Here is a 13,906-nt window from a genome sequence, read left to right on the forward strand (position 1 = left end):
TCGCATCACTTCCGCGGGCTTGAATACCGCCATATTGGCCTCGACCGGTACATGTTCGTCGGCCACACGCCGCAGGAAAGCATGTCCCGTCCAGACTCAAGTCAAAACGGGCATGCACCTGCAACCAATGCTCCCATTTGAGTGGCGTTGCACGAACTGATGCAAGTCTGCCCGCCCGGCCGGATCTGCCCCTCGTCGTCCCCATCGCTGCTTCGGCCTGGGCCAAACTTCCATGCCCTCCCCAAGTTGCTCGACTGTGCCCAAAAGCAGGCTGGGCAGACCGATACGCCTGAAGCGATGTGCCAACCCTCCCTGCAGGTCTGGCAAGACTGAAGTCAAATCCGGCCATCCCCCGCCGCAGGCACAAAAAAACCGCAGGCTCTGCGAGAGAGGCTTGCGGTTTTCTCGGGGTGCGACGACCCTGTACATGGTGCGCCCGGAGGGATTCGAACCCCCGACCAATGGCTTCGGAAGCCACTACTCTATCCGGCTGAGCTACGAGCGCATCTTGAGCTTGCAATCACCGATGTTGCAGTCCTTACTGCAACACCTGCGACCGGCAGGACGGGTATTGTACCCAATCCATGCCGCCACGCCTACTGGTTTCTGCCATTCCCTGCAGCGGCACCCCGGAAGCGATCTGAACCGCCTCCGGGATGCGCCGGGATCACTTCATCGGCGCCATGATGGCGCTCAGACGATCCTTGGTATTGGGAATGCGCACCAGGTGCGGATACTGCAGACCGCCATGGTAGTCGATCTTGATGGTCTGGAATTCATCGAAGTTCTTGACCATCAGCTCGATCGGCGCCGTACCGGTCTTGGCCGCCGTGATGGCCGCCTTCAGCACGTCAGGAGAGAAGGTCTTGCCATTGACGGCGGTAATGACCATGCCTGCACCCAGACCTGCCTTGAAGGCCGGGCCGTTCCATACCACGTCATACAGGCTGCCGTCGGCACGAGCCGCCAGACCCAGCGAGTAGATGGCATCGATATAATGGCGATGGGCTTCGGAGGCCGCGATGGCCGGCGACGGGGTCGCATCGTAGGAAAGCTTCCAGCCGGCACGCTCCAGACCATCCAGCGGAGCCTTGTGGGCATCCAGGCGACTGCGCAGGAAACTGGCCCAGTCGTAGGGCACGATGCTGTTCAGCGTGCTGACCACATCTTCGAAGTGATAGGGATCGACGTCCCAAGCCCCATCATTGACACCGAAGAAAGCATGGGCGAAGTCGTTCAGCGACTTCTTCTCATGACTCAGCTCGCGCAGCTTGGTGTCGACCGACAGCCAGATCAGGGCACCACCGACATAATAGTCTTCGCTCATCTGGTAGTTGCGGTACGGCAGCGGCGCACGCTGGGCGATGGTCGGGTCATTGGTGGTATCGGCAATCGAGCGCCAACCCAGAGCCGGGCGATTGCGATCATAGGTCGCCGCGGCCAGCGCCCAGACGTCACGATCCTGCTCCGGCGTCATCAGACCGGAACGGGCCGACATCATGTAGCCCCAGTACTGGGTCTGGCCTTCGTAGACCCACAGCAGGCTGTCGCCCATCGGCACATCGAAGTTCGGGGTGTTCAGATCGAAGCCGCGACGATACTTGCCGTCCCAGGAATGATTGTATTCATGGGCCAGCAGATCACGGCCATACCAATTGTCATCCCACTTGGTGAAGTAGCCCGGCGAGGCGCCATCTTCGCTGGAGCGATGATGCTCCAGGCCGATCATGCCCAGCTTCTTGGTCAGCGACAGCAGGAAATCATAGTGATTGTAATGACGGGCGCCATAGAGCTTGTCCATCTGGCGCACCAGATTGCGGTGCACTTCCAGCTCCTTGGGAGTCACCTCCAGCGAGGTGGCATCATCGGCGGCGATATCCAGATGCACTGGCGAACGGCCCTTGGGATCCAGATCCAGCCGCTTGAAATACTTGCCGGCCAGGATCGGCGAGTCCACCAGATCATCGTAGTTGATGGGCTGGAAGCTGACGACGTTGCCGACCTGCGAGGCCGTGGTCAGCGCGGTGCCGAACTGCCAGCCGACGGGCAGCTTGACGCTGGGCTGCACAGTGATCTGGCGGGCATAATGCCCGGCCGGCGACAGGCTGACATTGGCCCACTGGATGCTTTCCATCTCGGGCGTCATCAGGATGCGGCCCTGCCCGCTGTTCTGGGCCGAAAGCATCTGGAAATCAACATCGATGGAGCTGACTCCTGCCGGCACATCGACATGGAAGGCATAGACATCATACTGGTCGCGGACCCAGGCCAGCGGCTTGCCACCCGCGCTGATCTTCAGACCGGCCACCTTGTCGATCGGCCCCGTCGGCGAATGGTCGCCGGGGATCCAGGCCGGATACAGCAGGGTCAGCTTGCCCGCCTGGACCGGAATCGTCTCATGAACGCCGAAAACCCGGTGCGCCAGATCGGTGGCATCCACCTGCAGCGTCAAGGTTCCCGGATACGGCACATTCTGCGGTGCGGGCACATCAGCCGGAATGGTGACGGCGGCATGGGCTGAAACCGAAGCCATGGCGGCCAGAACGGCACAGGTCAGGAGATGTCTTTTCACAATCAGTTTGCCTCGGATAGATCGACCATCGATAAGTACGTGATGCGGTGCCAGCCTGCGGTTCCGGCCAGCTATGAAGCCAGAGCTCCAGCGGATCTGTTCCAGGACATGCACCGGATCCAGCTTTTCGCACGGCACGACCGTCGCGCCGCAGCATCGTCAATCCCCGATCCTATCCCTGCTCCGCGGATGGCGACCCTGCCATTGGTCATGCCTTGCCGACTGCCCGGCCGCAACCTCAGTCGCTGACCATGGAGGGCGACTGCCAGTAACCGATGGCCCGCACATCCAGCTCGCAATGCGCCCAGTGCTCGCGACACCAGGACTCCAGGGCCCTTGCCAACCCGGTTTCACCAGCGATCCAGAGCTCGCCACGACCGCTGCGGGGTGGCAGTTCCGCCACCGCCTGCCACAACCGGGAAGGCTCGGCATTGGCATGGATAGCTCTTGACAGCCATTGGATCCGCGGATCCTCCCGATAGGCTGTCGCCGGCAGCGGCACGTCCAGCCTGACCTCGACCGGCATCTCCGGCCCGAGCCGCTGCAGGCGACTGGCAATCGCGGCCACGGCCGTTTCGTCGCCCAGCATGACATGCCAGTCGACATCCTGACGTGGCTCGGCCCCCCCGCGCGGACCGATCACATGCAGGTGCTCCCCCACCTGCAGATGCTCCAGCAACCAGTCGGAGCGTACCCCGCCATGGCGCCTCCGCATCACCTGGATCTGCAACCGATGATGATCACGATCAAATTCGCGGATGCTGTAGACACGCCCCACATCCCCTTGCGGACCAGGGATGAACACGCGGAGCCAGGCGCCCGGACGGCACGGTCCGAACTCGGCGAGTTCCACCCCCTGCAGCGTCAATCGCGCCTGTCCTGCCAGACTCCGGTCGATGGCCACCACCTTCAGCGTCAGGTAACCCGGCGGCGGAAAACGTTCCGTCGCGATGACACTTCCATCCTTCATGTGCTTGCCCTGCTCACTCCATCACAATGGATTATCGCCGCTCATCCCTGGTCGTGGCGATGCGGGGCCGACACGGGCGCATCCGGCCGGCCACCGCGAGGCCATCTGCCATTGTATGGTCATGGACATTCGATACCTTGTCCTTAATCCCGCTTCCGATGGCCACCATGCCTGTTGATCGCCGCCGTTTCCTGCAGATGTCCGCTGCTGCCGCCAGTTCGCCGCTATGGCCCGCCTCGATTGCCAGGGCGTTGGCCGTTCCCCCCGCGACAGTGACCGGTACGCTGGATGACGTACAACATGTGGTGATCCTGATGCAGGAAAACCGCTCCTTCGATCATTATTTCGGCTGCCTGCGCGGGATTCGCGGCTATGGCGACCCGCGCCCGCTGACCTTGCGCAACGGCAAGCCGGTATGGCAACAGCCGCTGGTCCCCGGCGGAAATGAAACCTTGCTTCCCTTTCACCTGGATACCCGCCGCAGCGGAGCCCAGTGCATGGATGACCTCAATCATGACTGGAAAGGATCGCACGAGGTCTGGAAGGACCATGATGCCTGGGTGGCACGCAAGACCCGGATGACGATGGGCCATTTCACCCGCCAGGACCTTCCCTTTTATTACGCGCTGGCCGATGCCTTCACCATCTGCGACGGCTACCACGCCTCGCTGTTCGGCCCCACCAACCCCAACCGGCTGTTTCTGTTCAGCGGCAGCAGCGGCCTGTCGGTCGGCAACGCCGGCCGCCAGGCCGTGGACAACGTCGATGACGGCAACTGGACGGCCGACATGTCGCGTGACAACCCGGACTGGCAGGGGGCGTTGCACTGGAGCACTTATGCGGAAAGGCTTGAGCAGGCCGGAGTCAGCTGGAAGCTGTACCAGGAGTACGACAATTTCGGCGACAACGCCTTGCAGTCCTTTGCCAGCTTCCGTCAGCTTGATCCGGATACCGCCTTGTATCGCAAGGGCCGAGCCTGGGCCGAAGGGTCCACGGCTGAAAATGCGGCCAGCACCCTGGGCGAGCCGCTGGTCCAGGCTTTCCATCGTGACCTCGATCAGGGTCGCCTGCCTCAGGTCTCCTGGATCGTGGCGCCGTTTGCCCTGTGCGAGCATCCCAAGGCGACACCAGGCTACGGCGAATCGCTGGTATCACGCCTGCTGGAATCGCTGGCGCGACATCCCGAGACCTGGTCCAAGACCGTATTCCTGATCAATTACGACGAGAACGACGGCCTGTTCGATCATGTCCCGCCGCCCATCCCCGCAATCCGGTCCGAGCTGGGCCAGAGCAATATCGATACCCGCGGCGAAGACTATCAAGGCGTACCGGTGGGCTTCGGCATCCGGGTCCCCATGCTGGTGGTCTCGCCCTGGAGCCGCGGTGGATGGGTCAATTCACAGCTGTTCGATCACACCTCGGTGATCCGCCTGCTGGAACGTCGCTTCGGCGTGGCCGAGCCGAACATCAGCCCCTGGCGCCGCAGTCTGGCCGGCGATCTGACCTCGGCGCTCGACTTCAGCCGCCGTGATGCCGGTTGGCCGAGCCTGCCATCGACCCGACATACCATCGCCGCCACCGATGCCAGCTGCAGACTGCCGCCACCGCAGCCACCGGCCCGACAATCGATGCCGCAGCAGGAGCCGGGCCAACGACCTGCCCGGGCCTTGCCCTACGATTTCGAGGTCAGCCTGCAGATCGGTCCCCGCGGAGAGCGCAGTCTGTTGCTGGACAATCGTGGCACGGTCGGCGTGGCGCTCAATGCCCATACCCGTGACGATGTCGCCGGGCCATGGTTCTACAGCGTGGCGGCAGGCAGCCAGATGCTGGTGGCCTGGCCCGAGGCGGCCAGCCGGACAGGTCCTGTCCGCTGGCTGGACATTCATGGTCCGAACGGCTTTCTGCGCCAGTTCAGCCATGACCCGACGGCGGCGGCGGAACCACGCGCAGGGACATGGGCCGACCCGGCCAGCGGCGAGCTGGTGCTGAGCCTGGCCAATCCGGACCGGATCGCGGTGGAATTGCAGATCGAGGACCTCTACCAGAGCCGCCCGCCACGCCGGCTGACATTGGCTGCCGGCGAAAGCCTCCGGCTGAGTCTGCCTTTGGCTGCACGCTATCACTGGTACGATGTCAGCGTGCGCTGCAGCCAGCGACCGGACTATCTGCAGCGGATGGCCGGCCATGTGGAAACCGGCGCGGCCAGCATGAGCGATCCTGCGATCGGACGTGCCACGGCCTGAATGGCGGAGGCTGCGCCGGATTCAGTACACGTCGCGGCGATAACGGCCGGCCAGGCTCAGCGCGTCGAGCTGGCTTGAGCCCAGAATCCCGCGCAGACAGAGATCCACGTCGGTCGCCATGCCGTGCAGGCTGCCGCAGACATAGATCGCCGCGCCACGCTCCACCCAGAACAGCAGATCAGCCGCGGCTATCTGCAACTGGTCCTGGACGTAGCGCGGCCCTTGCCCATCCCGCGAATAGACCCGATCCAGTCGCTGCAGAAACCCATCCTGCTGCGCCTGACGCAGTTCTTCCTCGAAAAAGTCATCCGAACCGGCGTGGCGTTCACCGAACACCAGCCAGTTGTCACCGGCGCCGACCGCGACACGTGCCCGCAGATGGGCCAGCAGGCCGGCCAGGCCGGTACCACTGCCGATCAGAATCAGCGGCGTGGACTCCGACGGCGGATGGAAGCCCGGGTTGCATCGAATCCGCAGCGGAATCGTGTCGCCGATCTCAAGACCTTCGGTCAACCACCCAGAACAGACACCCAGACTTCCATCGGCATGTCGAACCTGACGTACCAGCAATTGGATCTCGCCCTGTGCCTCGATCGAGGCAATCGAATACTCGCGCGGCTTGAGCTCAGGAATGCCAGCCACTTCGGCGACCTCCGTCGCGGTGGCTGAACCGGCGCAGGTCGTTGCCACATGGCTGCCATCGGCGGCCGTGGCCCGAGGTTCGATGACGGCCAGGCGATCCAGCCAGGCCTGCATGCGTGCCGGTGCGTCGGCAGGCAGGATCTCCACCAGATCGCCAGCCCTCCACGGCGCGAGCCCGGCATCGACAGCGGCCAGTCGCAGCCAGTAGGCCGGATGCTCCGGTGATCCCGGATTCAGACAGCGGCGTTCCAGAAGGCGCCAGCGCTGCCACGGCACTTCGCCCCAGCCGACATGGTCCGTCGCCGCAACACCCCAGCGGCGCAACTGCCGTTGCCATTGCTGCAGGCCCGCCGGGCTGTCGCCATCCAGCGCCAGCATGGGAAAGGCCCGCCGGGCACCGGACTGCTCCAGCCAGGTATCCAGCTGCCTGCCGAACGCGCAGAAATCGGGATAGAGCCGATCACCCAAGGCCAGCACCGCGAACTCCAGAGCCGGCAGCCGGCGAGGGATCGCGCTGCACAATTGCGACTTGGCAAACAGCCGCCCCTGATCCGGCGGCTCGCCTTCACCATAGGTACTGACCACGAACAGACACAACTGCCCATCTCGAACCTGGTCTGGCTGCCAGTTGTTCAGTGCCAGCAGGCGGGGCATCTGGCCCTGGACGTGGAAAGCCCGGGCAGTCAGCCGCGCCAGCCGTTCGGCATGGCCGGCCTGACTGGCGTAGATGATCAAGGGTCCATCGGTCGCCCCGCCTGCAGCAGCAGGCAAGGCGATGGTCCGCAAACGCCGCTTCTGTCGACGACGACCGATATACAGCAGCAGCCCGGTGACGGTGAACAAGGGCATGCTCAGGCTCGACAGCAGCAGCAGCACCCGTCCGGGCAGACCGAAGAAACTGCCATCATGGATCGGCAGGATATGCCCCAGAATCAGGTCACCGGTCGCCAGTGCCCGATAACGCCGAACCCCGACAAGATGGCCATCATCCGCGGCGAAACTCCAGTCGTCCGTCATCCGCCCATAGCGGGCATGACGGTCCAGTGCGCGGATCACCAGCTGCCCCTTGGCTGCGCGAGGCAGCATGACACTGGCCCGTGCGATGTCCGGACCCGCCGCGCGCCGGAATTGCTGCCAGCTGACGTCCAGAATGGCCGGATCCATCCGGAAGCCGTCATGGCCGTCCCGGCCACCGCCATGCCCTTCCGCGGTACGCCGTGGCATCGTGGCTGCCGGCGTGCTGCTCAGCATCCGGGTCAGCCCGCCGCGATAGAATTCAAACGACCACCACAGCCCGGTCAGCGCACTGAGCAGATAAAGCACCACCAGCCAGGCGCCGATCACGGCATGCAACTGGCGATAGAGATCACGGCCGCGCCGGCGCAGATCCAGGGTCAGCCAGTTGCGCCAGTCCAGCGGTTTGCGCGGCCAGCGCAGATACACTCCCGACAAGGCGAAGAAGATCAGCGCAAACGTGGAAATCCCGGTGATCGGCCGACCGATGCCACCGGCATCTCCGGGCAGCAACAGATAACGATGCAGATTGCGCACACCCAGAAAAAAGGCAGCGCCATGCGGCAGACCCAGCAGCTGCCCGGTATAGGGATTGATATAGCTGCGGTCGCCATGATGCTGGCGCGGATCGCTGGGCGCGAACTCCACCTGGGCGGCCCGGTCCGCGGCCGCATCCAGAACCAGAGCGGCCACCGGCTGTCCTTGGTGCTGTGCCGATGCAGCCGCCATCAAGGCCGATGGCTCCATGCGCGGACTGGATGATGGGGTGACGCCGACCACCTCCGGACTGAAGGCGGCCATCAACTCGTCCTGAAAGCTCATCATCGCGCCGGTCACACCCATCACGGCCAGAACCAGACCGGCCGTGATGCCCAGCAACCAGTGGATTTGAAACAGCACTTTCCGCGTCATGTCAGCCTGCTTGCAAGATCTGGGAACCATCAGCCGATCAGTGGTCCGACCCTGATGCCTGCTGTCAGGTCAAGACACCAGAGACCGCGCGAGCCATCGACGCGCTGCGAATGCCGTCACTCTCCGTGGCCGGCGCGTGGCCGGCTGCGAAAAGCAATGTCAAATGATAACCATTACCGATATCAGGGGCAAGACAGAGGCCGCAATGCGGCCCCTGTGTTCAGTCGCCCTCGGCCTGACCGAGACGGCTGTGGCGGATGCCGTAGCCGAAATAAAGCAGCAGACCCAGGCCCATCCAGATCAGGAACCGCTCGAAGGTCACCCAGGGCAAACCAGCGATCAGCAGCACCGAAAAAGCCATGCCCAGCGGCGCGACCAGGTTCATGGCCGGCACCCGGAAACCGCGGACCAGTTCCGGTTGCCGGCGGCGCAGCAGCCATACGGCGCCGCATACCAGAACAAAGGCACTGAGCGTACCGATATTGACCAGCTCGGCCACCTCGCTGATCGGCAGCAGGCCAGCCACCAGCCCGGTAAAACAGCCCAGCAGCATGGTCGGTCGGGCCGGCGTGCCGAAGCGCGGATGCAGACGCGAGAACCAGGCCGGCAACAAGCCGTCGCGCCCCATCGCGAAACCGATGCGGGCCGCCCCCAGCATAAAGGCAAACAGCACGCTGGTGACCCCGACCACCGCCGCTGCGGCAATGGCCGTCGCCAGCCAGCCCAGCCCGATCGAACGGAACGCATCGGAAACCGAGGCATCACCACCCAGCCGGCTATACGAAGTGATGCCGGTCAGGACCAGCGATACGGCGATATACAGCACCATCGCCACCGCCAGGGACAGCATCACCGCCCGCGACAGATCCCGCTGCGGATTGCGTGCCTCTTCGGCGGCGGTGGTCAGGGTGTCGTAACCGAATACGGCAAAGAAGACCACGCTGGCACCGGTCAGCACGCCTTGCCAGCCGAAATGCCCCACCCCTGCAGCATCGGTGATACGAGCCGGTACAAACGGATGCCAGTTGGACGGGTGGATATAGAACACGCCGACGCCGACCACGGCCAGTACCGCCAGCAACTTGATCCCGACCACGACGGTATTGAAACGTGCGCCCCACTCGGTTTTCAGGCTGAGCAGACCCGCGACGCCGATCGAGGCCGCGGCCGCGATCACATTGAAACGATAGCCGTCGGTGGGCGCAGGCGGTCCGGACGAATAACTGAGCCCAAGCCCGGCCAGCAACTGATGCAGGTAATAGTGCATGGTGGCGTCACTCATGCTGCGCCGGGCCCAGATCGGCAGCTCGATGCCCACCGAAGCCAGCAGCACCTGCACATAGCCGGACCAGCCGATCGCCACCACGGCAACGACCAGCGCGTATTCCAGCAACAAATCCCAGCCGATGATCCAGGCGACCAGCTCGCCGAGCACGGCATAGCCATAGGTGTAGGCACTGCCGGTGACCGGAATCATGCCGGCGAACTCCGCATAGCAAAGCGCCGCACAGGCGCTGCCTAGCCCTGCCAGCAGAAAGCTCAGCGCCACGGCGGGCCCCGCATTGGTCGCCGCCTGCTGGCCTGCCAGCACGAAGATGCCGACCCCGATGATGCCGCCAACGCCGATCGCGGTCAGCTGCCACAGGCCCAATACCCGCCGAAAGCCCCCGGGGCTGGCGGCGTCGGCCTGCAATTGCGCTACCGACTTGCGTCGCCAGATCTTCGCTGTTTTTGTCATGCTTCTGTTCCCTGCCGTCTGTTCCGTACGTGCGGCGGCCGAGGATGGCCGGCCGGCGCGCCCTCGCGCTTCGGCCGACCTCGTCGACTGCAGCCATGCGTCCGTGCACGACTTTGTGCTGCCTGAATCACCCGACCCGCTCCGCCAGTGTCATTGCCGCGCTGTCGCCGGAAGGCTGACAGCGAGCACTCTGATCAAACCGCCACCGGCCGGGCCCGACTTCTTCGCCGTCCAAGCCGCGGATGATGCTTTTTCCACTTTAACCGTGATGACCTTCACTGCCTAGTTGCGCTGCAACCAGGCAGTGCCGTTCCGGCACCGATGACGCAACGAAAGCATGGATAGGCCACCCGGCATCGGAACAGGACCGCTCCGCCATCACCTGAGGTCCGGGAATGGTCGACAGCAGGCAGTGCGGACCCGGGATCTGGTGCCTCAGGAATCCGTTCGGATCGATATCCACATCCAGTCATCAGACACAAAAACGGCCGCCAGACAAGGCCGGCGGCCGTCGATATCGGGTTTTACCGCCGATTCATATCTTCACATTGACATTGAAGAAGAACTGTCGCGGTGCACCGACCTGCAGCGTCTGCCAATAGCCATTGGGATCGCTTGCCACCCAGCCGCTGGTGCCGACACTGGCGAAATAACGCTGATTGCCGAGATTGTAGACGTTGAAGCCGACGCTGATATCTTCCACATCGCGGATCACGCGGCCGAAATCATAATTGACGCCGGCATTGAACAGCCAATAGCCGCCGACCGAGGAATCATTGGTATAGGTAATATAGCGACGACCGGTATATTTTCCGTCGACATCAAAGCTCAAGTGGCCGAAGCGGAGGTTCAAGGTGGAGGAGTACATCCAGCTGGGAATGCCGACCACATACTTTCCACGGGTTTCCACCAACCCGCCATTGAGATAGTCGTTCTGGTACTTGGAGTTGTTCCAGGAAACCGAATTCAACCAGCGGACATGGCGGTTGGGATGCCAGACCACGGCCACGTCGGCGCCCTTGCTCTTGACTCCGCCGACATTGCTGAGCACCGATGCGCACGTCTGGATGGCCGAGCATGGCGTGGTGGCCAGAAGTCGATTGGCAAAGTGGGTGTAGTACAGATCGGCCGAAGCCTCGAACTGCCCGGTCTGCACCCGATAACCCAGCTCGTAGGTCTGCGAGGACTCCGGCTTCAGCGTCGACTTGCTGCTGTCAAAGGCCGACTGCGAAGTCGAGAACGGCAGCATGCCATAGGCATCAATGTTCTTGCTGTAGGAGGCGTAGATGTCCTGATGCTGATCGATCTTGTAGTCGACACCGACCTGGGGCAGAAAGCCGCTGTGCGCAGCGATCTGGCCCTGGGCATAGGAGCTGGTAGCCACCAGTGACTGGGCCTTGGTGTTGGCATACAAGGCCTTGGTGCCTACATTCACGGTCAGGCGATCATCCAGGAAGTGCAGCGTGTCCTGGGCATAGGCCATCCCGGTCTGCATCGTGTATTTCTGCAGGAAGTCACGCCGGAACGGGGTGTCGCGGGAATAGAAATCGAACAGGTTGCTGAAGGGTCCGTAGAGATTGAAGTAGTTGCGCTCGGTGGTGTTCTGCGCCTGTTCCAGCCACAGCCCGACCACGATGTCGTTGTTGCCGACGGTGTACTTCCAGTCGGCGGTGCCGCCCAGGCGGTCCAGCGCATAATCGGTGGTCCGCATCGAGACCGGCAGCCCCGAGGCCGGCGAGCTCACGTACGGCGTGGTCCACTGGCCTTCGCCCTTGCTGGTCTGATCGTAAACGGTGGCTTCCAGCGTGGAATGGTCACTGAGGGTGAACTGGCCATTGAGGCCGGTCAGATAGTCCCGACGGATACCGCCACCGGAATAATACGAGGCATCGAGCCAGTCGTAATCCGCGGGCAGGCCCGACATCGAACCGGGATATCCATTGGCCACGCCGCCATAGGCACCCGTGTTGTGGTAGGCATTGGCCATCTGCAAGGCCGCCTTCCAGTTCGGCTGCAGATAATCGTAATTGTAGCCCAGCGCCTTGGCACTGGTCTTGGACAGATCCATGTAATCGTGTTCATGGCGATCGGATTCATCTGCAAACAGACTGATCCGGTTGCCGTCGCCCCATTGATACAAGGCCTTCAGATTGACCTGCTGATATTTCTGGGCGCCATAACCTTTCCACTTGTCGGTATCCGATCCGGTGTAGGACACATACATGGAAAAACCATGGTGGTCGCCCGTATCCAGGCGCACGTAGCTGCGGGCCGCGGAGTCGGAACCGACCATCTGATTGAAGCGGACGCCGGCCTTCTCGTCGGGATCCGCCGAGTAATACTGGATGGTACCGCCGAGATTGGAGTTGGATGCGGTGCCCAAGGCACCCGCCCCCTGGGCCAGCTCTACCGAGGCGATGTTCTCGGTAGAGATGGCACGACTCACCTGCATGCCATTGGTCACCGAATAGCTCATATTGCCCAGCGGAATGCCATCCAGCGTAAAGCCCAGCCGACTCTGATCGAAACCGTGCAAGGTAATCTGGGTCGACCACTCGTAGGCACCGAAGGGATCGGACGACTGGAACTGCACCCCGGGCAGCTCGCCCAGAATTTTCAGCGCACTGGTCCCCGGCACGGCCTGCTTGAGATCGACGCTGCTGATCGACTGCACCTGGCGGGTTTCGCCTCGCGATACCACCGTCACCGCCTCCAGATTGGTGGTCTTGGGCTTGTGAGCCACCGGCACGGGAGACGGGTCGGGCGCAGCTTCATTGGCAGCAGCAGGCAAAGCCGCCATCGTCAGGGCAAGGCCACAGGAAATCGCGAGCAGACGGGGTGCTGAACCGAAACGGTTGCAAGACATAGATCGTAAGTCCGGAAGGCATCGGGGAATCCGATGCCAATCTAGACATCCAATATTCAACTTCGATGACAGCGACATGACATCCGACGCACAGCCCGCGCAATATCAAGCCCAGATCCGCAGCAGCATCTTCTGGCGCACGTCCATGCCCGCCAGGAACCGTCGACTCATCACTGGAAAATCCGTCCATGGCAGCTTTTGTTCATAAGCATCTATGCATGACCTATCAAATATCGGTCTTGATGGCACCAGGAAAATGCGAAAGCTCATGAGAGCTTGATTGATATGCATGAAAAAGGGCGCCGAAGCGCCCTTTTTCATGCAATGAGCCGACGTGCCGTCAGCGAGTGGATTCGAACAGAAACCACACGCGCCGCTCGGCCTCGTCGATCCAGTTTTCGATCAGGCTGGCGGTCGCTACATCGCCCTTCTCGTCACACAGTTCATGCAATTGCCGCAGTGATACCACCAGCGCCTGGTTGTCCTGACGCAATTCAGCCAGCATGTCCTTGGCATCGACAAAGTCGGCATCATTGTCGGAGAGTCGCTGCAGCCTGGCGATCTGGCCGATCGAGCGCAGCGCCGTACCGCCCAGTTTGCGGGCCCGTTCGGCAATCGGATCGGTGATCGCGAACAGCTCGTCGGACTGTTCGTCCAGCAGCAGATGGTAGTCGCGGAAATGAGGGCCACTGACATGCCAGTGGAAGTTCTTGGTCTTCAGATACAGGGCGAATACATCCGCCAGCAGAATCCGCAGCCCGCCTGCCAGCTCGGCGCGCGCCTCCTCGCCCAGATCGGTCGGGGTGGTCAGCGGAGCCTGTCGGCGCTGGGCAAGATCGTCATGCTTCGTCATGGTGTCATCTCCTGTTGCAACGAGGAAAGCGAGGGACCGGGCAGCTGCCGAGGCAGCCGCGGGGCAGACCGTGCGGTCAGCATACGCTGCCGCCAC

8 protein-coding genes and 1 tRNA gene are annotated in these 13,906 nt (G+C 62.7%); 1 reads left to right on the plus strand and 8 read right to left on the minus strand.

The genetic code is table 11. From position 1 onward, the window contains the following. Positions 1 to 428: 428 nt before the first annotated feature. From FRAAU_RS15665 to FRAAU_RS15675, 3 genes are all read right to left on the minus strand, one after another. Positions 429 to 505 (minus strand) — tRNA-Arg (locus FRAAU_RS15665). A 162-nt stretch (positions 506 to 667) separates the two neighbouring features. Next, on the minus strand, positions 668 to 2,533 hold the full coding sequence (locus FRAAU_RS15670) for a M61 family metallopeptidase (protein ID WP_052318013.1): 1,866 nt from the start codon (positions 2,531 to 2,533) through the stop codon (positions 668 to 670). A gap of 277 nt (positions 2,534 to 2,810) precedes the next feature. Continuing rightward, positions 2,811 to 3,542, minus strand: a complete 732-nt coding sequence (locus FRAAU_RS15675; RefSeq protein ID WP_014404500.1) for a siderophore-interacting protein — start codon at positions 3,540 to 3,542, stop codon at positions 2,811 to 2,813. Positions 3,543 to 3,700: 158 nt separating this feature from the next. On the opposite strand from FRAAU_RS15675, the gene FRAAU_RS15680 reads away from it, so the two are divergent. Continuing rightward, positions 3,701 to 5,785 carry a phosphocholine-specific phospholipase C gene (locus FRAAU_RS15680; protein WP_014404501.1) on the plus strand — a complete coding sequence of 695 codons (2,085 nt, stop codon included), beginning with the start codon at positions 3,701 to 3,703 and terminating at the stop codon, positions 5,783 to 5,785. 21 nt (positions 5,786 to 5,806) lie between these two features. Here the strand turns inward: FRAAU_RS15680 and FRAAU_RS15685 are convergent, their stop codons facing one another. The 5 genes from FRAAU_RS15685 to FRAAU_RS15705 form a co-directional block, all read right to left on the minus strand. After that, positions 5,807 to 8,353: a PepSY domain-containing protein gene (locus FRAAU_RS15685; protein WP_014404502.1), complete on the minus strand. Its 2,547-nt coding sequence runs from the start codon at positions 8,351 to 8,353 to the stop codon at positions 5,807 to 5,809. A 220-nt stretch (positions 8,354 to 8,573) separates the two neighbouring features. After that, positions 8,574 to 10,091 (minus strand): amino acid permease, encoded by a 1,518-nt coding sequence (locus FRAAU_RS15690; protein WP_014404503.1) that lies wholly within the window; start codon positions 10,089 to 10,091, stop codon positions 8,574 to 8,576. A gap of 535 nt (positions 10,092 to 10,626) precedes the next feature. Beyond that, the gene (locus FRAAU_RS15695) at positions 10,627 to 12,957 is read right to left on the minus strand and encodes a TonB-dependent receptor (protein ID WP_014404504.1); all 2,331 of its coding nucleotides are present in this window, start codon (positions 12,955 to 12,957) and stop codon (positions 10,627 to 10,629) included. A 105-nt stretch (positions 12,958 to 13,062) separates the two neighbouring features. Further along, entirely contained in the window at positions 13,063 to 13,278 is a 216-nt protein-coding gene (locus FRAAU_RS15700; protein ID WP_156803444.1) for a hypothetical protein, read from the minus strand. 19 nt (positions 13,279 to 13,297) lie between these two features. Further along, positions 13,298 to 13,810 (minus strand): Dps family protein, encoded by a 513-nt coding sequence (locus tag FRAAU_RS15705; protein WP_014404505.1) that lies wholly within the window; start codon positions 13,808 to 13,810, stop codon positions 13,298 to 13,300. Positions 13,811 to 13,906 lie beyond the last annotated feature (96 nt).

Origin of the sequence: Frateuria aurantia DSM 6220, from assembly GCF_000242255.2 — a bacterium.
In the GTDB taxonomy this organism is placed as follows: domain Bacteria; phylum Pseudomonadota; class Gammaproteobacteria; order Xanthomonadales; family Rhodanobacteraceae; genus Frateuria; species Frateuria aurantia.